This window comes from Enterococcus sp. E5-37, assembly GCF_035726925.1.
Taxonomy (GTDB): Bacteria; Bacillota; Bacilli; order Lactobacillales; family Enterococcaceae; genus Enterococcus_B; species Enterococcus_B faecium.
Window position 1 is genome coordinate 57,623 of the sequence record NZ_JAPMLG010000008.1, and the last position, 24,615, is coordinate 82,237.

Genomic DNA, 24,615 nt, shown 5'->3' on the forward strand with positions numbered 1-24,615 from the left:
AATCATTTATTTTAGTCTCTCTCACTAAAAATTGTAACGCTTTCAAATAGCTATTGCACCTTGTTATCGGTAACAGAATAAAACAAAAAAACAGCTGAGGAAATTTCCTCAACTGTTTTTTGAAAGGATTGATTTATGCAGGGAAGAATGCTGATTTCACAACTTCTTTATAAACGGTGTTCACTCAGCTGTCCCTCGGTATTAGCTCAAAAAACGGCAAAATATGAGGAACTATTTTTTCGTTTTTTTCTCTAATACTCAGGCCAGAACACTGATTTCACAACCTCTTTATTTCACATTCAATATCCACATGAATCCCACGAATACAAAGAACAGACCATACATGATTGGAGATACTTCTTTTCCTCTTTTAGCTGCTAACATGGTAATTGGATAGAAGATAAAACCTAATGCAATCCCATCTGAAATACTATAAGTCAAAGGCATGCCGATCAAGATCAAGAATGAAGGGATCGCAATCTCTAATTTTCCCCATTCGATTTGTCGCAAAGATTGTGCCATCAATACTCCTACCATAATCAATGCTGGTGCAGTTACTTGTGAAGTAACAACTGATAGTAATGGAGAAAAGAACAAGCCTAACAAGAAGAAAATCCCTGTAGTAATAGCTGTGATACCTGAACGTCCTCCAACGGCGATACCAGCTGATGATTCTACAAATGCACCAACAGGAGAAGTACCTAATAAGGAACCCGCAAGCATAGCTGTTGAATCAGAAGCTAAAGCTTTCCCTACGCGAGGCATCTTGTTGTCTTTCATGAAACCTGCTTGATTTGCTAATCCAACTAAAGTTCCTGCTGTATCAAAGAAAGTCACAAGCAAGAATGTCAGCACTACGACCCACATTTGAAGAGAATTGATGTCTCCTACATGTTTTAATGCAACTAAAAATGTTGGTTTCAAACTTGGTGCTGCGGCAACAATTTCAGAAGGCATTGGAATCAAACCTGTGACCAGACCTAAAATCGTTGTAGCTGCCATCCCGATGAAGATGCCACCTGGTACACGCCGAACAAGCAAGATAGCAGTTACGACTAATCCAAAAATCGTCAACCAAGTAGAACCAACGTTGAGTGATCCTAATCCTACTAATGTAGATTCATTCGAAACGATGATCCCACCTTCGCTCAGACCAAGGAAAGCAATAAATAGACCGATACCGCCAGAAATCGCATATTTCAAATCTGCTGGGATCGCATCAATGATCATTTCCCGCAGCTTGAAGATTGTGATCAAAATAAAAATCAAAGAAGCAACGAATACGCCGGCTAATGCTGTTTCCCATGGAATCCCCATTCCTAAACAAACAGAATAAGCAAAAAAAGCATTGATCCCAAGAGCAGGTGCCGTTCCAATTGGATAACGGGCTAATACCCCCATTAAAATACAGCCGATCGCACTGGCTAATGCAGTCGCAGTAAACACTGCTCCTTCATCCATTCCAGAAGCACCTAATACAGTTGGATTTACAAATAAGATATAAGCCATTGAGATAAATGTTGTAAATCCTGCCAGTACCTCACGTTTTACCGTGGTGTTCAATTTTTCTATTTCGAAGTAGGAAAGTATTTTTTCCTTCATCTTCCATCCCCCTAAATCCGAACATTATAAATAAAGTCCGTTAAAATTTCGATTTATTAATAAAACAACGTGTTTTATCATATACTAAAACAAAACATAAGTAAACAAAAAATTCGGATTTTAAGCAAAATCCGAACGTTCCATTTGATTAAAAAATCCATATTTCCACTATTTGAGATTCTTCTTTATATAGAGAGAAACATTTCTTTATTGTAAATAAAGAAGACAAACCTAACTTATTTATTAGACTTGTCTTCTTTTATCTACATTACATCGTTTAGTGAATGACCACAAACTAAGAGATTCTTTTTGTCTTCTCTTTTTCAATCAATAGTCCTATCATTATTATCGCAGGTACAAAAATCCCCATAGCGTATCGAGGACTAGATTCCCAGATCAATAAAAATGCAAAATAACCAGAAATATATATATTACTCAAAAAAACTAGTGGATTTATATTCTTGAAAAATTTTATACTGGTAAAAATAATTCCAAGATAAACTAGGTATTGAATCACCATCATTACAGCGTATAAAATCAATCCACTTGTTTTACTTCTGAATACCCACATATTCTTTTCATTTTTTCCTGTACCCAAAAATATTTCAAATGATGATTTTAGATCACCTGAGCTCCAAGTAACTGCAACCTTATTATTGATTGCAGCTAAGAATTGCTTAAAATCCATCGCATTCAATCGTTCTTTTATGATAGATAGGTGCTTTTCTTCCACTTCTTTTTTAGGCATTTTTTTATCCAAGAACATATCCCATGTAAATCTTTGATCGGCGCTAGAGTAAGCACCCACTACCCAACGATACTTGTCATCTCCAGATAAATTGTCAGGAATAGGCGTATTGTTCAACCCCATCATCAAATAATGTGTATTGGGCTGTCCATAGTGACTATTCGGATAGAGTTTTTGTGCATCGATAAATTGTTTCCACCCAAAATTTCCTAAAACTAAAAAAACTAAAGGAAGGAATGCTAGCAACCGCCATTTCCCAGTATGATAAAAAGCAAAGAATAAGATCATCGCTAAGATCAAGATAAGACCCGTCCCTTTACTTATAAAACCAATCGTGCTAGTTGCTGTTGCAATCAGTACATAAATAATGTTTCTATTCACATACTGTTTCTTCTTATTTACATATTTAGTTATAAAAAAGAATGTGGCTGAGCCAAAAAACAATGAAAGTATATCCGTATAGGCTACAGGAACGTGTAATGTTATCTGGACGGCAAATAACATGATTTGAATAGTAATCAATGTTGTAAAATTACTAACTTTCAAATTTCTCAGAGAAAGAAAAAGAAAGATGATCGTTATTAGATGAATGCCACAAAATACTGCAATGATCGGATAGTAATTCGTACCAAAGAAAAATTGTATTCCCCTAAAAATATACATCAGCAATAGGTTTTGAGGATTGGAATACATATAATTATATCCCCAATTTTCTCCAGCCTTCAATTGCTCTAAAAATTTTAGTGTAATAGCAGTATCATCGACTGGTTGATGAAAACCAATAAATCTAATAAAAAGAAATAAGCTGACTGCGTAAATAACTAACTCTAACCCAAATATATAAAAGAGCAGTTTGTCACTTAAATCCCAATCTATTCTTATTTTCTTTAATAAATTTTTCAAAATAAAAAATAGAAGAAATGCAAAAAACAGACAAAATATATTAATAACTATAGTAACTTTTGGTGAATAACTATCTCTGAATAAAGAGAATATCGCACCTATCCTTGGCGAAAAAATAGTTGATGCCATCGCCCAAATCATAAAAAAAATAACTAGTACTGCAAATAATCTATATATCCCTTTGATACCCTTTTCCATCTGCTACTCCTTTCATAACTACAATAACCATATAGTTATTTTATAAAAAATAAAACTTACTAACAAGTAGCAGTACTTTATTGTTGTTTATTTTATTTATTCGGTTGATAGAAATGAAGCTTCTATCCAAAAATTTCCGTTCATTTTTTTGTGTACCCTTTATTCATCCTTTTCTGCTCTTCTTTGATGAATTCTTTTGTATCGACAGGATTCAGATTATTTAGTCCGCCAAAACCTGTATCGACCATTTTTCCCCAGCCTTTTGTCTTCTTTTTTCCTGATTTGAGATTCTTTGCTCGAAGCTTCTCACTATGTTTTGCTCGCCGATACTTCAAATAACCTTCTAATCTTCCCATTAGATCCACTGTTTTTCCTCCTTTTTATTCAATCAGACGACTCAGCTTTTCCTATAACAAAATAATTGCCTTCAGGGTCAGAAAAATTGAAAGTCAAGATGCCATTGTTATCTGTGATTTCTCCTGGTTCTTCCATGTTCTCGTAGATAGTCTCAAATTCGTCCGTAAAAAACACTAAAGAAGGCGGTGGTCCTAATACTTCTGGTGAAAATTTCTGCACAAATACTTTTGGGAATACGCCTAATTCTAATTCTTTTGAGATGCTGAGTACAATACTCTTAAATTCTTCTGGCAATTCGATTGTTTCAGAAATTTCTGCACCAATTTTTTCTACAAAGAATCGGCAAATCATCTCTACGTCATTGACATAAAGCATCACACGTGTTTTTTGTATCATCGTTTGACCCTTCTTTCTATTTGATTTTCTTTCCTGTCTATAAACTGATTCCATTATATCACGAAAGCGCAAACACCTTGTGTTTGATACTATTCAAGAAAAATAAAGCAATAGTTTCTAGGATTGCTTTCCTCCACAAACTTTTTTTACAAAAAAAAAAAAAACGGCAATGAATGCCGCTCTTCTTTTTTCGATTCTTTTATAATTCTGCTTCTGATTCATCTTTGGTTAGTGTGTGTCTAACACTAGTTACGCCAAATGTTTGATCGATTTTTTCCTTCAACGCTTCGATTGCCTGTGCGCCACGTGCCGCTTGTTCAGCATTGATGGATTCAATGACCAGCACCGCTGCTTGTGTTTCTTCCGTCAGCATCGTTCTTTGGGCTTCACGCCAGTTGAGACAGCGACAGATCGCTCCTTGTTCATCATAGTAGATGATTTCTTCCGGAAGTGCCGGAGCATCAGAATCTGCACCTAAAGGCAGGAATGATTCGCCACCTTGGGCTTTTCCTAAATGCAGATTTCCTGCGATCTTTTCGATATCTTCTCCGCCGCAAGGTACGCCAAAAGACAAGGAAATACTATTATAGATATCTACAAGCGGATTGATTGGGAAAAATTCCCGTTCTTGATTTGCACGTTTCAGTAAAGCTTCAATAGAAGAACGTGCACCTTTTTTAGTCTTGAATGTGGTAAATGCCTGACGCCACTGAGCAATGACTTCGTTTTGGCTGAATGTTTCTTCTGTAAGGTAATTTCTTGCTTCTTTTGCTGCCTCATTCAATAATTGATGATACGTTTCTTCACTTTCTTTTGTTACGTGGTTATCGATACCATTTACGGATAAGATTTCGATGGTTGCTTCAGGAAATACTTCCCAGAAATTGGTATCCACTATTACTTTTTTCATATGTTCACACCTCTTGATTAGAATAATTGCTTGATGAATAGATAGTCTGTTTGGGGATCATCTCCCATATAAAAAACATGTTCGCTGTATTTGATAAATCCTTTTTTACGATAAAAAGCGAGCGCAACATCGTTGTGTTCCCAAACACCGAGCCAAATGGCTGTTTTTTGCTTTTCTTTTGCTTTTTCAATAGCTGTATCTAGTAAAAATGTACCGATACCTTGATGTTTAAATTTTTTTCGTACATAGATTCGCTCGATTTCTAAAAAATGATCAGCCATTTCCTCAGATTGACTCGTTCCTGTATTTAGTTTCAGGTAACCCGCAGGCTCTTGATCGATACTCACTAGGAAAAAATCGGTTTCTTTATCTTTTAGCTCTTCTGTAAGTTTTTCTGGCGCATAAGCTTGTGTCAAGTAATCAGCTAAATGCTTCGGTGAATTATCTTTTCCAAATGTATCTGTAAATGTTTCGATACTGATTTGTTGTAGTAAGTCTACATCTGAAGGCGTCATTTTTCGAATTTCGTATTTATTCACGGCTTCTTCCTTTCAATAGATCCTTTTATTGCCTTTTTTGACAAAATTCCAATCTTCGCTAACATTCTTGCATACTTTCTTTAAAAGATATTCCAATTGTTTTGCTTCTTCGTCAGAAAGACCATTTAATGCGACTGCATTGGAGTAGTTGTTTTCTCGAATGATGAAAGGATAGATTTCTGCTCCTTTTTTAGTCGGATAGAGTTTCTTGATTTTTTTATTTTCTTTATCTTCCAAACGTTCGATCATCCCATTGGATTCTAATTTCTTGATTGCTCGGGCAGTCGTTGTACGATCTACTTTGATCATTTCTGCTAGTTTTTCTTGGATGATTCCAGGATTTTCGCAAATACGTACTAAATAAAGATACTGTCCTCTTGTTAAATCGACTTCTTTGAATTCGATATTGCTGATAGAATCTAGCGCTCGGGCAATCATTCCGATGTCTCGAAGGATTTCAGCCATTTCATCCCACCTTTATTTTGTTTGTAAGACTAGTTTACCTCTTTTTGTTGCAAATGCAACTATTTTCAACAAAAAAATCAAGTTCTTTTTTAATAACTAGTAAAGTATATTCTTTTCTTCTTTTACGAAAAAGCTCAATCACAATAGATCTGGTTTTTGTTTTCTAAAATAAGTAACTGTTTCTTCGTTGTTCGCTTTTCTGATAGCTTTGGCAACTCTTCTATACTAAAAAATCCCATGTTGGAAGTTTCATTATTCTCAATAAACTTGGCCTCTTCACCGTGGATCGCACAAGCAAAAACAAGTTTATAATACTGAAAAAGCTGTGGAATATCTTTTTGTTTATTCGTATCAAAAACTGCTCGCAACTGAGTAGTTTCTACTGTTAATCCTGTTTCTTCATAGACTTCTTTACGCACATTTTCTTCAGGAGACAATCCTATTTCAGCAAATCCACCAGGAAGTGACCATTCTTTCGTCCGTTTATCTTCGATTAGTAGGACCTTGCCATCTTTTTTGATATAGGCACGAACATCTACTTTTGGTGTTGGATGTCCTTCTCCAATCGTTGTGAGCGCTTTCGTTTCTTCGAAAGTTTCTTTTCCTATTTCACTGATCAGTTCCAATGAAATCGTCCGGATCTCCTCAAAACGCTCTTTATCAAATACATCTTTTCCATAATATAGACCAGCTTGAGAAAGTGCGAGTAGTCTTTTGTATTGAGCCAACTTCTTGTTCATTCTCTTCCCTTCTTTTTTAGCAAATGTATGACTATGTAATCAAGTATAGAAGACTGACCTAATTACAGCAAATAAACATAAGGAAATCTGCAATTAATAAATGAATGTTAAAAAAATGTTCTAGAACAAAAAGACAATCGACTCTTCTGGGCTATGACAAAAGTCTTGCCACAACCTCAGAAGAGCCGATTGTCTCTATTAATTGTCACTTTTCTTTTTAAATGGCAAAATATTACAGATTATATTCAAAGAATTAATAATTCTTAAATTTTTTGTGAAAGAGAGATCATCTCAATTAACCCTTGAGCAGCTTCACTACCTTTATTCCCTGCTTTCGTCCCTGCTCTTTCAATTGCTTGCTCAATGGATTCTGTGGTTAATACACCGAACATCACGGGAATATTGGATTCTAGGTTAATATGTGCGACTCCTTTTGCTACCTCATTGGAAACCAATTCATAATGAGTAGTCGCGCCTCTGATCACTGTCCCCAACGTAATCAACCCATCATAACTATCCTTTTTGCTGAGTTTTTTGGTAATAAAAGGAATTTCAAAAGCTCCTGGTACCCAATAAATATCAATTTGTTCTTCTTTAACACCATGTCTTTTTAAATTATCCAATGCTCCTTGTAATAATTTTTGATTGATGAATTCATTAAATCGCGCGACTACAATTCCTATTCGAAGACCTTTTGGAGAATAATTTCCTTCATAAATTGTCATTTTCTTGCTCCTTTATTTTTATACTGATAAGTAGTGGTGGAACTTATCTCTTTTTGTTTTTAAATAAGCTTGGTTTTCTTTTTGCGGAACGGTTTCGATTGGTACCCTTTCGACAATCGTAATTCCATCCTGTTGTAACTCTGCCACTTTATCGGGATTGTTTGTAAGTAATCGAATGGACGTTGCGCCAATTGATTTTAAAATATCTGCTGCAAAGTGATAATCCCGTTCATCCGGAGCAAAGCCTAATTCAATATTTGCTTCATAAGTATCAAATCCTTGTTCTTGCAATTGATAAGCTTTTAACTTATTCCTCAATCCGATCCCACGACCTTCTTGACGAAGATAAAGAATAGCCCCAGTTCCCTCTTCCTCGATCATTCTCATCGCTTCATGTAACTGTTCACCACAATCGCAACGATGAGACCCGAAGACATCACCGGTTAAACATTCTGAATGAACTCGGACTAATGTAGGAGATTGACCATTTTGAATATCTCCTTTTGTTAACAATAAATGCTCCCGTTTTTCTCCGTCTTCATAAATAGTCAATTTGAAATCACCATAATCTGTCGGTAAATTTACTGTTATATGACTACTTTCTTCTAAAAAATTTACCAACTCATCAATGGTAATTAAGGGTAATTGCCATTTTTCAGATAAACGGGTCAGATCTTGCATCCTTGCCATCGTTCCATCCTCTTTTAAGATCTCGCAAATATAAGCAGCCTCTACACTATTAGCTAATTTAGCTAAATCAATCGCAGCTTCAGTGTGCCCTCGACGTACAAGCGTTCCGCCATCTACACTAATCAAAGGGAAAATATGTCCTGGTCTAAGAAAATCATTTGATTTCGAATGAGGATCAGCCAATGCTTGAATGGAAGTTGCTCGATCAAATGCGGAAATACCAGTATTCGTATGTTTATGATCCACACTAATCGTAAAAGCTGTACCAAACGCATCAGTATTATGAGCTGTCATTTCTCCTAAAGATAAGCGTTGCGCAATGTTCTTAGATATTGGCGCACAGATTAATCCTCGACCAAACTTTGTCATAAAATTAACCGCCTCAGGTGTCACATATTCGGCTAAACCAATCAGATCTCCTTCTGATTCTCTGTCATCATCATCAGCTACAATAATTAGCCCACCCTTTTTCAGCGTTTGTATTGCTTCAGTAATATTACTCATAGTAAGTCCTTCTCCTTATACATTTCAAATTTATTTCTCTGTGCCTTTACATATTTTCCAACGATATCCGTTTCTATATTCACAAGATGCCCTACACCTAAATTCCCCAGATTTGTCAAGGATTTGGAATGTGGAATCAGACTAACCGAAAAGCTTGCTGTTGTCGTTTCCGTAACTGTTAAACTTACTCCATTAATTGCAATTGATCCTTGTGGAATGATTTCACCTGCATATTTGGTTGGGTAAGCAAACGTCAAAACCAATGCATTTTGATTCTCTATTTTCTTAATCAACCTTGTGACAGTATCAATATGTCCCGAAACAAAATGTCCTTCAAAACGTTGTGTCATCAAAACTGCTCGTTCTAAATTTACTCTATCGCCAACTTTTACAGTGGAGAAAGTGGTACGTTTAAAAGTTTCAGGCATTATTTCAGCTTTAAAAAATGTTCTTGAAACCTCAATAGCAGTTAAACATACCCCATTGACTGCCATACTATCACCAATCTTGTAATCACTTAGTATACTGCTTGAAACTTGGAAAGTGAGTTGGATCATTTGCTGGTTTCGTCTAATTTCTTTGACTGTTCCTTGTTCGGCTATTAATCCTGTGAACATTGCTTTCGTTTCCCCCTAACTCGAATGTCTTCTCCAAGCTGTTCAACTTCCAAACATTCTAATTGCTGGTCTTTAGAAACTAAACGTTCACTATGAAAGGACATCGGACTTTTTCCACCAAAAAGTTTGGGCGCAATGTAACTGATGGCTTCGTCCCAAAGATTTTCTGCTAAAAAAGCATCATGGATTTTCGCTCCCCCTTCTACGTACAACGACTGAACACCTTTCTTTCTCATGGTCTCAATAAAGAAGGCAAAAGAAAACTTAGGTGTATAAAAAATTGTTACATGGGGGAATAATTCCTTTAGCTCATGGTTTTCCGTAAATATCCAAACTGGACTTGTTGTCGTTTGAAAAAGATTGAGTTCAGGACTTTTAAGAATCCGCCCTCTACGATCCAAAACGATGCGCGTTGGCGGGAAAATAGTTTCGACATCAGGTAACAAACAAGGGTCATCAACTAGAACGGTTTCACTCCCCACCACGATTCCTTGATATTCTCCTCGCTCTTTCCGTACTCTTGAGATTGCCTCTGGTCCTGTTATTGAGTACCGAGAACCTTTCTTTATAGAAATCTTCCCATCTAGTGTAACGGCTTGTTTTAGCGTGATGTAGGGACGATCCTTTTCAAAAAAATGGTTATAAAAAGGATTCAGTGCTCTACATTGCTCTTCTTCTATACCTACAATTACTTTGATTCCATGCTTTTGTAGAAATTCTCCGCCTTTTCCTGCTACTAAAGGATTCGGGTCAAGCTGGCCTATGACTACAGTCTTGATACCAGACTGAACAATGGCTTGCGTACAGGGTGGCTGTTTTCCTTGGTGGTTACAAGGTTCTAAAGTAACATATAAAGTTGAATTAAACAGTTCTTCGGGGGAATCACAATTTTGAATAGCATTTACTTCAGCGTGGGACTCGCCATAATGTAAATGTGCACCTAGTGAGATTAGCTTTTCTTCTTTTACAATTGCTGCTCCAACTAATGGATTGGTAAAGGTATTTCCCTTTCCTTTTTTTGCTTCTTCAATCGCAGCTAGCATGAAAGACTGGTGCATATAAATTCCCCCTTTCAACAAAAAAGCCCTGTGAAATTAATCACAGGGCATAACTAAACAAAACTAAAGGTAATCGATTTTAATAAATAAAACCGACCTTCAGTCGACTTTTCTTCTCCCATCCAGACTTTAACTGTCGGTGCCAGATTCTCACTGGCTCAACCACAAAAATGTGGGTCACGGACTTCGAGTAAACTCGTCACCGTCGGTCGGGAATTACACCCTGCCCCGAAGAAATATTCAATTCGCTTAGAGTATATTCTTAAAGCTCAAATGTGTCAACCTAAAAAACATAGAAATAAAAGGTGGTGTGAACGTCAGCATTTAATTAATGTTAATCGTATGAATAGACTAAGAATAACGTGTACAGAAAATGCTGATTTTTCTGTACACTATGTTTTTAATGAGAACTGAAAAAAATCACTCAGTTGTTTTTGAGTGATTTTCATGGTGGTTACGTATTTATAGTTTGTGCTAAAAATCAATCAGCGTTTAGCAAGTTACGACTTGCAGATCGATTTGACGAAATATACCGCTTCTATTCTTGGGAAAGAGCGTGCGATTCGCACTTTCTATCATCGACTGCTGATTCCTTTTACTCATAACAACTATTTTTTCGAAGATTATTCGATTCATGAATCCCATTATTTTCAATTTTTAAAAACAATAAATCGAACGGAGCTAGCGGTTGAAACAGAAGAGATTTTTGGAACATGTTGGTTCTTTATCAATACGATCCGTATAAAAGCGAATTGCCGATTAGATTCTTCTATCCATATCAACAGTACACTCTCCTCCCTGTATGACTCTGCATTGAAAAAATTGTATTTAACGGAAGGTATTTATCTCAAAGACACTGAGCTTTCTTTTGCTTCTTTCTGCTTTCTGGAAAGTTGGAATTACAACAATAACTATGGACAAGAAACCGCTCGCTGCCTGCATCATTCTCCATTTTTCGAACGCCTCGAAACGTTTGTAGAGGAACTAGCTTCAGAGCTGTCTCTTGATCAGCTAAAAAAAACGTCTCTGACTGATAACTTGGCTCTCCTCGTATTAAAATATCATGAATCGCCGATACTGATTGAAGCATTGGACCGTCAATACCATCGTTTTTTAGAAACATATGATCAGCAATATGTACACTTGTATCAGCAGAAAGAAAAATTACTGAACGATCTAAAAAAAGAAATGGAAATCAATGAACCGAATTTCTTCCTTCAACTCTTGTCCTTACTGATCCAACAAACGATTTTTTCTATCAAACCGAATTTGTTCAATGTCTATTTTATTTTCCAAGGAGAACCTTCATGGAAGGCATTCTTGCAGCAGGAATTAAAAGATTACTTGGGAAAACGTGTCTGCTTCTTACCTATCGAACTAACCGATCTTTCCACTATTTCTTTCGAAAAAACAGATATCTTGATTTCCAATTTCCCGCTGGATTCTCTAGATATCCCTATCGTATACATTTCTTCTATTCCTACGAAAAATGAGCTCAATCGTTTGACTGAACTCACTTTCAAAACTTTTTTATAGTAACGGCTAGCGACTGTATTCTCTAGCTGTTTTTTCTTTTTTGCGAAACAGTTTATTCATGATCCCTTTTTCTATTTCTACAACTAAGAATAGAAGAATCACATTTGCCCCAATCAATAACTGTTGTGTCATCGTTAAACTTACTGTACCGATCAGCTGCTGGCCGACTGGTAGAAAAATAACCATCCCTTGCAATAAAGCAAGGATACCTAATGAAAGAAAAAGCGCTTTGTTTTGCAAAAGGCCCTGGTTCAATGACGGCTTGGACAACTCTCTGCAATTGATCATGTAAACAGCTTGAGCTAAGACGATATTTTGTAGAAGAATGGTTTGCTGTAAGCTTTGCCCTTCAAACTGCATAGCCAATAAATAGGCAGGAACCATGATCAGTAGGGAGACATAGATGATCCGAAACAAATGATAACCTGATAGGATTCCTTGCTTTGGATCTCTTGGTGGGCGCTTCATGATTTCTGGATCTGGCGACTCGAACCCTAGTGCATAAGATAAAGTGATTGTCGTTACCATATTGACCCATAAAATCTGTACTGGGGACAAAGGTAGCGGGCGATTCAGCATAAGTGCCCAAATCAAGATCAATCCTTGAGCTAATGCAGTTGGCAAGAAGAAATTGATGGTTTTTTGCAAATTATCCAAAATCCGCCGGCCCTCTTTTACGGCTTTTGCAATCGTATGGAAATTATCATCTCCTAAAACCATATCAGCTGCCTGTTTGCTTACTTCACTACCTTTGATTCCCATAGCAATTCCTACATCGGATCTTTTCAAAGCAGGTGCATCATTCACGCCGTCTCCGGTCATTCCAACGATTTCTCCATTTTTCTGCAAAGCTTTAACAATTCGCAGTTTATGTTCTGGCGTCGTTCGAGCAAAGACATCGACTATTGGCACTTGCTGAATCAACTCTTCATCAGACATAAGATCCAAATCGATCCCTTCTAAAACTTTGGCAGTATGTTTTAAGCCAATTTGTTCCGCAATCGCTTTTGCTGTGTCTTTGTGATCCCCTGTAATCATTTTCACTGAGATCCCTGCTTGTTGACATTCCTTTACAGCTTTGACTGCACTTTCTTTTGGCGGATCGATCAATCCGGCGATCCCTGCAAAAGTTAATTGGGTTAAAGTCTCATGCGTGAGTTCCTGTTTCGAATCTACTTTTTTATAAGCAAATCCTAAAACACGCTGACCTTTTCTCGCAAATTCTGCAGCTGTCTGACTCCATGCTTCTTGTTCTGCAGAAGAAAGAGTTGATTTAGCAAATAATACTTCTGGTGCACCTTTGACGTAAATCACCGCTCCTTTTTCCTCCGCATGCATCGTTGCCATATATTTGTATTCAGAACTGAACGGAATCTTTGCTTCTATTTTTTTCAAAGGCAGATTGGCTGTTTCTGTGTGTCGAATCAGCGCAACTTCTGTCGGATTGCCACTTAAATTTTCTGATTTCTGTTCTTCTTTTGTTTTTAATTCCTGACAGTTTTTCATAATGGACAACACGCAGGCTTCTTCTTTTGCAGCTACATCCACAACTGTCATTTCATTTTTTGTCAATGTCCCTGTCTTATCTGAACAGATCACTGTCATAGAACCTAATGTTTCTACCGAAGGAAGTCCTTTGATGATCGCCTTTTCTTTTGCCATTTCATGTACTCCAACGGATAGGATCATGGTCAAAACAGCTGGCAATCCTTCGGGTACCATTGACACCACCAAAGCAATCATAGCCGAAAGAAGGATATGCCAATCCATACCATATCGAAATGTCGTAAAAATAACTAAGAATAGGCTCAAACAAAGAATGCCTTGAAAAATTTGTTTGTTTAATCGGTTGATTTTTTTAATCAGAGGCGTCGTTTGTTGTTCGACCGATTGCAATGCTTGATTGATTTTACCGATTTCTGTCGTGTTTCCTGTTTCTACAACGACACCGACTGCAGAACCAGATTGTACAAGCGTTCCTGAAAAAGCCATATTTTTCTGGTCGCCGATCGATTCTTCTTCTGTCAAAACGGCATGACTTTTTTCAGATGCTTCTGATTCTCCCGTCAAAATCGATTCTTCCACTAATAAATCATGTGCTTCGATTAATCGGATATCTGCTGGAACGACATCTCCGGCACGTAAGACAATGACATCTCCTTTTACCAGTTCTTTCGCAGGGATTTTTTCTTGCATCCCGTTTGATAGTACTATCGCTTCTTGTCCCATCAGCTGCTTCAAACCATTCAATGATTCTTCCGCTTTTCTTTCTTGCCAGTAACTAACGAGTCCATTGACGATCACTACGAATAAAATAATACTTCCTTCAATATATTCACTAGAAGCAAATTTCAAAAAAGAGGCAATGATCAACACGATCATCAGCAGATCAGTAAAGTGCTTTGCTATTTTTTTCCATCGTTTTGTCTGCTGCCTTGCTTTTATTTCATTATATCCTTGATCAGTCAGGCGTTTCTGTCGTTCTTCTTGCGACAAGCCTTCTGTTGATGTTTGATAGTTTTTCAATACATCTTCTACCGTCAATCTGTACCAGTTCATCCTATCCCCTCCTGTTTAATTGATACTGTTATTATACGCAGGGAAGTTTTTTCAGGCGTATCGATTATTTCAGGGGGGTCTGAAATAATTCGTTTTGCAGAATGTATCTGGGCCTAACTGATATTTCTATTGCTTATTCTTTTATATACAAAATTTAAGAATACAAACCAGATAACCAATAAAAAAGGAATAAAGCGTGTCGTGCTTTCGAATAACAAGCTGAAAGCAATTGAAGCAAAAAACACCAACAAAGCAAGATCTTTATATCTTTGTGTAGTGTTCCGTTTCTTTTCTTTAATAAATTGAACATGTGCACACAAGATCGAAGACCACACAAATAGAAAACAACTCGTTGTCATGCCTGCCAAAAGCTGAAAAAACAATCGACTATCAGCGACAAAAAAATGTAGACAAAGACCGGCAAAAAATAACATTCCTGTAATTAAAATACCGTGTAAAGGTACGCCTTTCTTAGAAAGCGCACAAAACCAATGGGGCAAACTTTTCTCTTTTGCTGTTTGATATAAAATCCTGCTAGTACTGTAGACTGCACTATTTGCTGAGGACAAAGAAGCAACCAAAATCATTAGATTGACAATTGCTGCTCCGCCTTGGCAATGGATCACTTGCAGCATAGTCACTAAAGGACTTTCTTTTAAATCTAAACAATGCCATGGAACAACAAATAAAATCGACAAAATCGTTCCTATATAGAAAAAGAGAATACGCCAAGGCAGACAGTTGATTGCTTTTTTCAAATTCTTTTGCGGATCACTTGTCTCGCCAACGGTTAAGCCGATCATTTCAATTCCAGCAAAACTGAATAAAACCATAGGAAATGAGACTACCATTCCAGCAAAGCCAAACGGTAGTAATTCATCGATCTGTCCAAAATTTTCTTTGATTCCGATAGACTGGGTATGAAAATCTGAGACACTCAATCCTATACCCAATAAGATAAAAAGGAAAATCCCCAAGATCTTGATGATTGAGAAAAAAGATTCCAATTCACCAAACCACTTGACTGCAACAAGGTTGACTGCCATTAAGATCATTAGTGCGCTACCTCCGCTTATCAAAGCTGGTACATGTACAAACCAGAAATGGATATACAATCCTATTGCTGTTAATTCCGCAAGTCCAGCTCCAAGCCAGCAAAGCCAATAAGTCCAATTGACAAAAAATGCCCACTTTTTGCCTAAATAATAGTCAACGAAATCACTGATAGAGTTAAATGTACTATTTGCTAAAAATAAATCACCCATGGCCCGCATCAAACCATAAATAGCCAAACCGCATATCAAATAAACGAGAATAACAGCTGGCCCTGCTGATGCAATTGCCTTTGCTGAACCTAAAAATAATCCTGTTCCAATTGCGCCACCTAATGCGATTAACTGGATATTTCGATTAGTTAGAGTCCGTTTCATTGCCGGTTTTTCCATCAAGTTCACCTTTTTCTTTTTCAAGCAGCATGGCGACTTCCTGTTCCCAAGAAGGTTTCTTTATTTTTTCAATACAGAGTGGTACTACAAACAAAATGACACTGATGGCTGTGACTGCAATTAGATTGATCCATGTTCCAGCTTTCATCGTCAGTCCGACAGAAAATCCGATTGCCGCAAATAAAACAATAACGACAGTCCAAACTCCAAGATTGCTCTTTTTCTCTTTTTTTCCAATTCTAAATGGTCGATTCAACTTTGCATGTGTATAACGCAATCTCAAAACTGCGATCCCCATGATGACATAGACGATACAGTAGATAACAGTAGTTGAATTTACGAGCATCAAAAATGCTTGATTGACGCCAGGAATCAGCAAATAAAAAAGTGCAAAGATTGAGATAATGACAGACTGAGTCAAAATAACGGATTTGGATACGTCAAATTGATTCGTCTTCCAAAAATTGAATTTTGGTGGATACGCACCTTTTCTAGCACTTTCTGTCACTGTCTTTGCTGGTCCTGAGGCCCAAGCAGATAATTGGACTGCTACACCAATGAAGACAAGTAAACTAAACAGATTCACAATAAGATGTGGCAAACCAAGAATTTGGCAATAAATCGAAATAGATTGCGCGATATTATTCAATTCCATTTGTCCTTTTGGTACGACATTTGCTACAACTAAAGCATTCAAAATATTGACGAAAAATATAAAAATTAACGCGGCAAATACTCCGCGAATATACGTTTTAACTGGATTTTTCAACCGAGTGATATACACAGAGGACATTTCGATACCAGTAAAAATAAACATGATCGGCGCAAAATAAACAAATGAGGATGCAGTCGTAGTATCTGGTATTAATTTGTCCCATGAAAAACTGCCTAATGTTCCGGTTGGTACGATCCCAACTTTGATCCACGCAGCAAACCCTAATAAGAGCATCATCGTCAAAGGCACGTACAATCCTAACCAAACACCGACTTTTCCGCCGATTTTTGCCATATCAAATTTCAAATTCAAAAAAGTGATGATCCAATAAACGACTAAAATAACAACTAATGTAAATTTGCTGTTCAAACCAAGCGGCACATTATCGATAATATTACCAAACAACGGAGCGAGTGCTGAAGCGACCATCACCATCCCAGGAAACATTTGGACCCATAACAGCCATGAGACAACGAATCCCCATTTTTTTCCTAGAGCATTCGATACCCAAAGTTCTGGACCACCTTTTTGGGGAAACATTCCGGCAAATTCACCAGAGATTAATGAGATTGGAAAAGCGTACAATAATACTGCAACCAGCATGTAAAAAATCATCGTCCAGCTCGTTGCTGCTACATCTGGAATATTTCGTACACTTGCTACAAGGGCGCAGGTCATTCCGATAAAGGTCATGGTCGTGATTTGCTTTGATGAACCAGTATCTTTCATCTTTATTCCTTCTTTCAATAGCGACATATGTTTTTGTTTTCTTTTATTTTTGTTCAAGAACAGAAATGACTAGGTTTCATCGATTCAGTACAAAACCCAGTATCACCGAAACATCCATTGAACGATCTTAGTGAACTGGGTTTGATACATGAAACGAACGATCCAACTTATAGAACGTTTTATAAAAAAGAATATCTTGGAGAGGAATATATGAAAAACAGGGGGAAATACAATTGTTTTGATGAAGCAAATAATTGTCTGTTCTCCATATGTCTCTTGTTATTCTTTCACACAAAAATCAGTTCTATTGGATGATTTCGTTTAGTTTCTTTTCCATTGCTTTGGCGATTTCTTTTGTATAAAAATTGAAAATTCGATCATCATTCAAATAAGGAGTCATGATAGCCGCACGTAGCAGAGTAATTTGCTGTTCTTTTTGCCATTCTTCTTTCGTTAGACCCATTCTTTCAATAAAACGAATCGGAGAATCACCGTAATCTTCTTGTGTAAATGTAGTATGAGAAGTAATAAACCGTTCACCATAAACATCGCCATCCATATAAGAAGACCGATCGAACATTTTTTCATTTAATTCATTGATAGTGTTCAAATCTGTACAGCCTTGTTCTTTGAATACCCAATTGACCATATTAAAATCAGGATGATTCAATGGATAGACTTCGATTGTTTTTCCTTTAACAGTAAAAGTCAGATGATCGAGAAATTCTCTGAATCTTTGAGCTGCCTCGATTGAAGCCCCAATCAATTGACCGTATCCGGTCACATTCAATGGCAATACACGATGTGCTGTCCAGACTGCGGCGGCGGTCGCTCCAGCTTTTGATCCTTCCAAAATATAAGCTCCTAACATATCTGGAGCCTTTACTGATTTTTCAAACACATATGGCGCGAAATAAGAAATGATATTTCTCATATTTTTATGTTTGATTACGATTCCTCCAGCAGCATAAGGGACATAGCCCATCTTATGAGGATCTATCGTGACAGAATCCGCTTCTGAAATAGCTCTGAACCCTTCATATACCTCTTTGTCAATCGTTACGCAGTGGTGGAAAACATGATGTTCTTCAAAGAATTCAGCTAAGGAAGCATACGGCACAAATTCTCCTGCTTCGTTTAGAAACAGTGAACGCGCATAGCCGCCATATGCGGCATCAACATGTAAATAGAAATAGATACCTTCATCTTTTAACCTTTCTCTTAATTGGACAATTTTATCTACACTGTCTACTTGACCTTCTTCTGTCGTTCCTACGACAGCAACCACACCTAGAATTGGGATTTTTTGTTCAGCTAATTCACGAATTGTTTTTTCCAAAGCATTAATATCCATTCGATAATCCTCTTGAACTGGGATAGCAACCATCTGATCTAAGCCGACTCCGCAAATATCTAACGCCTTCATCCAAGAATAGTGTTTTGTTTGAGGGACCAGCCATTTCCCTAATCTTTGGATATTTTTTCCGCTACGGGAAGAAGCTGCTTTGACCTCATCCATTTCTTCGTCCGTAAAGCTTTCGGTCATTTCCAAAATTTCTTCAACAGATAAATTCAAAAGTTCCCACTCAGACATTTTTTTCACTTTTTCAGGCAGCACTTCCTTGACAGCTAAAGGAATCGATTTGATGCAGCGGGCGTACCATAATCCTTCAAGATTAGCAATAGAGCCATCTGCTGCAATGTGTCCCCATCCGTCTGTCATATTGAATAATGAAGCAAAATCCTGTCCTACTTCTGCTTCCATTTGCGAAGTTGCCATAGAAGATTCCAATGCAACATTATTTGGGTTCCACAGCATCGCATAGTTGTAAGCTAATAAAGCAGGCATCAATGTTTCAGCATTCATTTGTCCCCAGTAACGGCCTGCTGAATGCCATGGGATCGATCCTGCGCGTAATCGCTGACTGACTTCATCCAAGACCTCTATCATATGGTCGCGGGTGGCTAGATAATCTGGAGTGAGCTTATCTCCTTCGCTAATTGCAGGCATATCTGAAGGAATATAATTTTCTCTCCATCCAAGATGTTCATCTACCATCTTGTTCAACAACATTTTATAAACTGGTCCATTTTCAGCTTTGTCGCCTATAAAGACGGCCTTGATATCCATATCTTTCATTTTTCTTCCCTCCATATTTTGTTGGTCAATGTCTCGCAGATACATGTGTTTATCTGTAACACCTCTTCACTATAGCGCCAAAAATGAGAAATTTTTTTTATAACATCAAATCCACGTAGATTTTTACAAACAAAAATAAATAAAGTCGGATTTTTCTGATAATTCAACGCAAAAAAGCGAACAATTTTTCAATAAATCAGTGTTCTAAAATAGATAACCTAAAAAAAGCGAACAAACAAATAAAATAACTGTCTTTCATTCACTAAACATATTTTTATTTTTTTACATTGTTAAAAATTCACAATTTATTTTTTAATAGAATTATCTGTTTTCCAAATTTTATAACATAAAAAACCTTTTTTAACGGCATTTATATATTTTTTCAGAAATTAACTGATGATTTCAAAAAGAAAACATGTCATAATATTTCCCATATTGTGCAAAAAAAATACAAGGCGGAGGCTCTACTATGATTGAAGAATATATTGAGAAAAATATTTTAAGACAGCTGTTTTTATGTGGGCAATTCTATGTAAATAAAGAAGTCAATCTAGAAAAGCTCTCCGATCTCCTGCATGTTTGCAAAACCACTTTGCTCAATGATATCAATAACATAAAAAAAGAATTTGAAGAACAGATCGCTTATACACATCGGGAAAAGGACCGTTACACTTTATATTTCTCAGAACATATACCTCGATGCAAGATCATGCAGCAATTGTCTCAAAATTCATTGTTTTTAAAAACTTGTCTGCTTTATTTGGAAGAAGATGAACCTGATTATCTTCAATTAACTGAATGTGAATTCATCTCTGTCAGCAAAGCTTATTCATTAAAAAAACAAGTATTAGCTTATTTTAATGACTGCGGGATCGAAATCGACCGCTACTCCCCTCGACTCACTGAAATGGAAAGACGTCTGCTGCTTCTTAATGTGTCGTATCGTTTAGGCGGTTTTAATTCTTGGGAGCTACCTGAATCGTTTTTTGAACGTGCCGATCGTTTCATTGAATCCGTAACGGAAAATAGTGGCAGATTTTATGATAAAGAAAATAAAGAAATCTTATCGATTGGTTTTGCTATCAGTTTCCTACGCCAGCAAGTGTGTGCTGTGACAATAGATTCAAAATTTATCGAAGAAATCAAAAAACGTCCTATTTACAATTATGTCGAATCAGCATGGGAAAACACTGATTTCCAAACCTATTATAAAAAAGAAGAATTCGCCTTTATTTTGACACTATTCAATCTTTGTAATTATGGTTTCCATTCTTATCAGTTGATTGCGGAAGACTTTCAACAGCTACACCAAGTGTTTATTGACAATACTCCCGAAATAAAAGAACTAGTTGCTACCTTTGAATCTCACTTCAATCAAGAATTATTCGGAAACCAACCATTCGAACGTGCGCTGATTCATCTGATGCGTTCGGCTTGGGATAACTATCAATTATTCATGCCAGAAAAATTTTATCTTTTAAATGAGGAACAGACAAATTTATATAAAGAAGTCCAGACAATTTTTTCCAGCTGGTCCAGCCAGTTACCTTATGATCTACGGTTGAATCCTAATTGCATGCGGGCTTTTGTGATCGAATTGAGCGGAATTCTCCGTCTGACAAAAGAACATCTGACTATCTATATCGTCACAAATTCGGATGTTCATTATCTGATTTATCGGGAAGCCTTGGAAGCTGTAACTACTTTCGATTTTCAAGTTGCACCAACAATTTATTCAAGTATATCTGATATAAAGAAGTATGCGCAGCAGTCCTCAAACCGGGTATTATGTGAACGTACATTATATACACCAGATGCGGTCCAATATGAAAATATTATTCCTATTTCGATCAATACGATCGATCGAGCTATCATTTCAGCTGTGCAAAACAAATAAGGGGCTGTGACAAAAATCATGTCACAGCCTCTTATTTGTTGAAGATGCCCATTTCTGTAACAATCTCTTGATACACGTCAGGCTCACAACCTCACTTATTTTGGACATCTACGGGTCCGATCTCTTTATTTAAAAAATAAGAAATGATGGTTCGGATAACTACCAACGCCGCTAGTTGGAAAATATCCTGCAAGGTAGGTTTGATAATCGATTCGATGATCCCAGCTGAAACAAGAATTTCCAAGCTTAGAAGTATATAGCCTCCCAACATCTTTTTAATAGCATTGTTCTCGCTGACTCGGTCGTTTTGCACTTTTGTATGGACAAATAAATATTTCAAAAAATCCTTGATTGATAGACAAACACCCCAAACCAATAAACAGATAGCAAAGATATCAAGTCCCAGTACAAGTTTTTCAAAATATGGAAGAAGAAACTGCATCAACTCTGTCGTCATCCTACCTCTCCTCTTCTTTGTTTTTCTTTGTCTTCTATTTCCTGATTCAAGAAATAAGAAATGACTGTTCGAATGATAATAATAAGTGCAAGCTTCAAAATATCTGTCCAAGTCGGCTTGATAACTGACTCGATGATATCAGCAACGACTAGTACTTCCAAGCTTAACAAAATATAACTTGCTAGCAGTTTTCTTGTATCTGCATTACGAGTATTACGTTCTGCATAGTTTTTCTTGACATGAGACCAATCAAAAAGTTTGAATAGAACAAGAACGATCCCGACAATTAAGATACCGATAGAACAAATATTTAAAATAGCAATGATCCATTCTAGAAATTCAATTAAATTTGAGCGAAACATATACGCTACCTACTTTCTTTTAATTTGTTCCTATTCTTTTATTGTAAAAGAAAGTTACCTTGTTCGTCTATTTAAAAGTTGTTCTAATGATAACGGTTCGCTTAAATTTTTCTTTTTCTTTTCACTCTCCCATTTTTCTCCCCCCATCCATAAATCGTGGAAGTATCCAAAACAACGTAGCAAGTTAAAATAAGGCTTAGTCCGTCATCAGCTTTTCAAATAAGCACTGTCTCGGTGCTTTTTTTGTACCCAAATTTCTCAAAATAGAACCATACACCTCCTCAAATCTTTTCTTCTTACCTACCCTATTTTTATTTACAGGAAAATCAGACACTTCTTCTTTTTTGTCAAAATTTCCTTTTTCTTCTCGTCCTATCATTTGGCATTCTAATAAAAACGAACTATCCTTGGATATAGAAAGAGAAAACAAGGAGGCGTTTTTCATGAGTAAAAAATTAATCAAAGTCGGCATCGGTTTAGGTTTGCTTGCCCTTGGCGCTGCATATCTAGGAAAAAAGACAGGGCTATTCGAAGATGACAGTCATTTATATGATGAATTCGAATCAATCTAGCATCCTATTTAGTTGAATCACTACGGACATACTTGGAAGACATTGGAGGAATCACAATGAGAAAAAGTAAAGCAATAATGATTGGTGCCGGTATTGCCAATATGGCAGCGGCTGTTTATTTGATTCAAGAAGGCAAATGGAAAGGGGATCAGATCACCTTTTATTCATTGGATGATCACGGTTCAAATGATGGTGCACCGACCGACACTGTAGTGGATGAATATTGGAATAAAAACCATCCATTAGAAAACCAAAAAGGCTATATTGCTCGAGGCGGTCGCATGCTTAATTACCGTACCTATGTAGATTTGATGGATCTGTTAAGTCGAATACCTTCTGTTACTGAGCCAGGGATGACTGCTGAAGAAGATACGAGAGATTTTGATGCAAAACACCGAACCTTTGACAAAGCACGTTTGATGGAAGGTGGCAAAGGAATCATTGATGGCGGAAAACTGGGATTCAATAATAAAGACCGTATTCTTCTGACTAAACTGATTGCTATGCCTGATTCAGAAGAAGAAAAACTAGACAATATCACTATCGAAGAATATTTCAAAGATGATCCACACTTTTTTGAAACAAACTTCTGGTTTATGTGGGAAACAACATTTGCTTTCAGAACACGTAGTTCTGCTCAAGAATTGCGTCGCTATATGCATCAAATGATTTATGAATTCACTCAAATCGAACATCTAGTGGGCGTCAATCGAACACGTTACAATCAATACGAAAGTATTATGCTTCCTTTGATCGAGTACTTGAAAGAACAAGGATGCAAAATCATTTTGAACCGCCGTGTCACTGACTGGGAATTCAAAGAAACACCGATGCAAGATGAAATCACTGTGACTGGTTTGAAAATGACCAATACACTGACTCAAGAAGAAGAATACGTTGTGGTCGATGAAGATACAGCAGTTATTTTCACTAATGGGTCCATTACAGATTCAGCTACTTTAGGAGATTACGAAACACCAGCTGTAGAAAATATGGATTATGGTGCAGCTTCTAGTCTCTGGAAAAAAGCCAGCGAACGTTTCTATAACTTAGGAAATCCCGACAAATTCTTTGCTGATCGAGATGCAAGCGAATGGGTCAGCTTTACCCTGACGACGAAAAACCATTTGTTGTTGAATGAAATCACCCGTATCACGACTCAAGAACCAGGAAATGCCTTGAATTCATTTATTTCAACCACACCGATCACGCCGTTAGGCCAAAAAGATGTCAATATGTCTATCGTCGTGCATCATCAACCGCATTTTACGTCTCAGAAACCAAATGAAACAGTTATTTGGGGTTATTTCCTTTATCCAAGACGACGTGGCGAATTTGTGGATAAACAGTATATTAAAATGAATGGAAAAGAAATGCTAGAAGAACTGATCGGACAACTTTCAAAAGTAGATCCTGGACCAGTGAATATTCGTGAAAAAGAAACAGAAATTTTCGACAGCGTAATAAATAATATCCCTGTCTATATGCCTTATGCTTCCGCGTTGTTCAATAATCGTGCCAAAAGCGATCGACCAAAAGTCATTCCTAAACATTCGACCAATCTGGCCTTTACAGGAGAATTTGTCGAGCAGCCTTATCAGATGATCTTTACTGAACAAAGTGCTGTACGTTCTGGAGAAATCGCTGCTTTCCATTTTGCGGGTATCCCTATGTCCCGTCTTGTCAAAACACCACGTTACGACAAAGATATTCCTACTCTAGCTCGTGCCGCAAAAAAAATGTTTGAATAA

General features: G+C 36.9%; 22 protein-coding genes, 1 pseudogene and 1 riboswitch. Of the genes and pseudogenes, 4 read left to right on the forward strand and 19 right to left on the reverse strand.

All coding sequences use genetic code 11. The features are described from left to right. Positions 1 to 288 precede the first annotated feature (288 nt). From OS138_RS08230 to ribD, 12 genes are all read right to left on the reverse strand, one after another. Entirely contained in the window at positions 289 to 1,602 is a 1,314-nt protein-coding gene (locus OS138_RS08230) for an NCS2 family permease (RefSeq protein ID WP_002307889.1), read from the reverse strand. Between the two features lie 295 nt (positions 1,603 to 1,897). Continuing rightward, complete coding sequence (locus OS138_RS08235; RefSeq protein WP_002317140.1) at positions 1,898 to 3,451, reverse strand: hypothetical protein; 1,554 nt, start codon at positions 3,449 to 3,451, stop codon at positions 1,898 to 1,900. Between the two features lie 140 nt (positions 3,452 to 3,591). Further along, complete coding sequence (locus OS138_RS08240; RefSeq protein ID WP_002317139.1) at positions 3,592 to 3,816, reverse strand: hypothetical protein; 225 nt, start codon at positions 3,814 to 3,816, stop codon at positions 3,592 to 3,594. A 19-nt stretch (positions 3,817 to 3,835) separates the two neighbouring features. Further along, the gene (locus tag OS138_RS08245) at positions 3,836 to 4,258 is read right to left on the reverse strand and encodes a VOC family protein (RefSeq protein WP_073120055.1); all 423 of its coding nucleotides are present in this window, start codon (positions 4,256 to 4,258) and stop codon (positions 3,836 to 3,838) included. A 145-nt stretch (positions 4,259 to 4,403) separates the two neighbouring features. After that, on the reverse strand, positions 4,404 to 5,114 hold the full coding sequence (locus OS138_RS08250) for a B3/B4 domain-containing protein (protein ID WP_002296773.1): 711 nt from the start codon (positions 5,112 to 5,114) through the stop codon (positions 4,404 to 4,406). A 17-nt stretch (positions 5,115 to 5,131) separates the two neighbouring features. Continuing rightward, positions 5,132 to 5,629, reverse strand: a complete 498-nt coding sequence (locus OS138_RS08255; RefSeq protein ID WP_002349822.1) for a GNAT family N-acetyltransferase — start codon at positions 5,627 to 5,629, stop codon at positions 5,132 to 5,134. A 36-nt stretch (positions 5,630 to 5,665) separates the two neighbouring features. Next, the gene (locus OS138_RS08260; protein WP_002292540.1) at positions 5,666 to 6,118 is read right to left on the reverse strand and encodes a MarR family winged helix-turn-helix transcriptional regulator; all 453 of its coding nucleotides are present in this window, start codon (positions 6,116 to 6,118) and stop codon (positions 5,666 to 5,668) included. A 134-nt stretch (positions 6,119 to 6,252) separates the two neighbouring features. Next, the gene (locus tag OS138_RS08265) at positions 6,253 to 6,858 is read right to left on the reverse strand and encodes an NUDIX hydrolase (RefSeq protein ID WP_002331310.1); all 606 of its coding nucleotides are present in this window, start codon (positions 6,856 to 6,858) and stop codon (positions 6,253 to 6,255) included. A gap of 263 nt (positions 6,859 to 7,121) precedes the next feature. Beyond that, positions 7,122 to 7,583 (reverse strand): 6,7-dimethyl-8-ribityllumazine synthase, encoded by a 462-nt coding sequence (gene ribH / locus OS138_RS08270; RefSeq protein ID WP_002331309.1) that lies wholly within the window; start codon positions 7,581 to 7,583, stop codon positions 7,122 to 7,124. A gap of 18 nt (positions 7,584 to 7,601) precedes the next feature. Beyond that, positions 7,602 to 8,777: a bifunctional 3,4-dihydroxy-2-butanone-4-phosphate synthase/GTP cyclohydrolase II gene (locus tag OS138_RS08275; RefSeq protein WP_002331308.1), complete on the reverse strand. Its 1,176-nt coding sequence runs from the start codon at positions 8,775 to 8,777 to the stop codon at positions 7,602 to 7,604. Continuing rightward, complete coding sequence (gene ribE, locus OS138_RS08280; protein WP_002331307.1) at positions 8,774 to 9,394, reverse strand: riboflavin synthase; 621 nt, start codon at positions 9,392 to 9,394, stop codon at positions 8,774 to 8,776. Before ribE ends, OS138_RS08275 begins: the two co-directional genes overlap by 4 nt. Further along, entirely contained in the window at positions 9,379 to 10,452 is a 1,074-nt protein-coding gene (gene ribD, locus OS138_RS08285; RefSeq protein WP_325070001.1) for a bifunctional diaminohydroxyphosphoribosylaminopyrimidine deaminase/5-amino-6-(5-phosphoribosylamino)uracil reductase RibD, read from the reverse strand. The genes ribE and ribD overlap by 16 nt, the downstream gene beginning before the upstream one ends. A gap of 106 nt (positions 10,453 to 10,558) precedes the next feature. Further along, positions 10,559 to 10,692, reverse strand: a riboswitch (FMN riboswitch). A 231-nt stretch (positions 10,693 to 10,923) separates the two neighbouring features. Here ribD and OS138_RS08290 point away from each other — a divergent pair. Further along, positions 10,924 to 11,988, forward strand: a pseudogene (locus OS138_RS08290) (helix-turn-helix domain-containing protein); the annotation flags it as partial. Positions 11,989 to 11,994: 6 nt separating this feature from the next. On the opposite strand, the gene OS138_RS08295 reads toward OS138_RS08290, so the two are convergent. The 4 genes from OS138_RS08295 to tdc all read right to left on the reverse strand — a co-directional run bounded on the left by OS138_RS08295 (position 11,995) and on the right by tdc (position 19,576). Continuing rightward, positions 11,995 to 14,547: an HAD-IC family P-type ATPase gene (locus OS138_RS08295; protein ID WP_325069985.1), complete on the reverse strand. Its 2,553-nt coding sequence runs from the start codon at positions 14,545 to 14,547 to the stop codon at positions 11,995 to 11,997. 113 nt (positions 14,548 to 14,660) lie between these two features. After that, a complete protein-coding gene (locus tag OS138_RS08300; protein WP_325069986.1) occupies positions 14,661 to 15,992 on the reverse strand; it encodes an amino acid permease in 1,332 nt (443 codons plus the stop codon). Continuing rightward, on the reverse strand, positions 15,958 to 17,436 hold the full coding sequence (locus tag OS138_RS08305; RefSeq protein ID WP_002307870.1) for an amino acid permease: 1,479 nt from the start codon (positions 17,434 to 17,436) through the stop codon (positions 15,958 to 15,960). The genes OS138_RS08300 and OS138_RS08305 overlap by 35 nt, the downstream gene beginning before the upstream one ends. A gap of 304 nt (positions 17,437 to 17,740) precedes the next feature. Beyond that, the gene (gene tdc / locus OS138_RS08310; protein ID WP_002325898.1) at positions 17,741 to 19,576 is read right to left on the reverse strand and encodes a tyrosine decarboxylase; all 1,836 of its coding nucleotides are present in this window, start codon (positions 19,574 to 19,576) and stop codon (positions 17,741 to 17,743) included. Between the two features lie 469 nt (positions 19,577 to 20,045). Between tdc and OS138_RS08315 the strand changes: the two genes are divergently transcribed. Next, a complete protein-coding gene (locus tag OS138_RS08315) occupies positions 20,046 to 21,473 on the forward strand; it encodes a helix-turn-helix domain-containing protein (protein WP_002325899.1) in 1,428 nt (475 codons plus the stop codon). Positions 21,474 to 21,564: 91 nt separating this feature from the next. On the opposite strand, the gene OS138_RS08320 is transcribed toward OS138_RS08315, so the two are convergent. From OS138_RS08320 to OS138_RS08330, 3 genes are all read right to left on the reverse strand, one after another. After that, the gene (locus tag OS138_RS08320) at positions 21,565 to 21,930 is read right to left on the reverse strand and encodes a DUF1622 domain-containing protein (RefSeq protein ID WP_002307868.1); all 366 of its coding nucleotides are present in this window, start codon (positions 21,928 to 21,930) and stop codon (positions 21,565 to 21,567) included. Beyond that, positions 21,927 to 22,292, reverse strand: a complete 366-nt coding sequence (locus OS138_RS08325; protein ID WP_002287567.1) for a DUF1622 domain-containing protein — start codon at positions 22,290 to 22,292, stop codon at positions 21,927 to 21,929. Before OS138_RS08325 ends, OS138_RS08320 begins: the two co-directional genes overlap by 4 nt. Positions 22,293 to 22,488: 196 nt before the next feature. Next, positions 22,489 to 22,737 carry a hypothetical protein gene (locus OS138_RS08330; RefSeq protein WP_025478763.1) on the reverse strand — a complete coding sequence of 83 codons (249 nt, stop codon included), beginning with the start codon at positions 22,735 to 22,737 and terminating at the stop codon, positions 22,489 to 22,491. On the opposite strand from OS138_RS08330, the gene OS138_RS08335 reads away from it, so the two are divergent. Both OS138_RS08335 and OS138_RS08340 read left to right on the forward strand, forming a co-directional pair. Then, complete coding sequence (locus OS138_RS08335) at positions 22,736 to 22,864, forward strand: hypothetical protein (RefSeq protein ID WP_002287569.1); 129 nt, start codon at positions 22,736 to 22,738, stop codon at positions 22,862 to 22,864. The genes OS138_RS08330 and OS138_RS08335 overlap by 2 nt on opposite strands. A gap of 56 nt (positions 22,865 to 22,920) precedes the next feature. Continuing rightward, entirely contained in the window at positions 22,921 to 24,615 is a 1,695-nt protein-coding gene (locus tag OS138_RS08340; protein WP_002325900.1) for an oleate hydratase, read from the forward strand.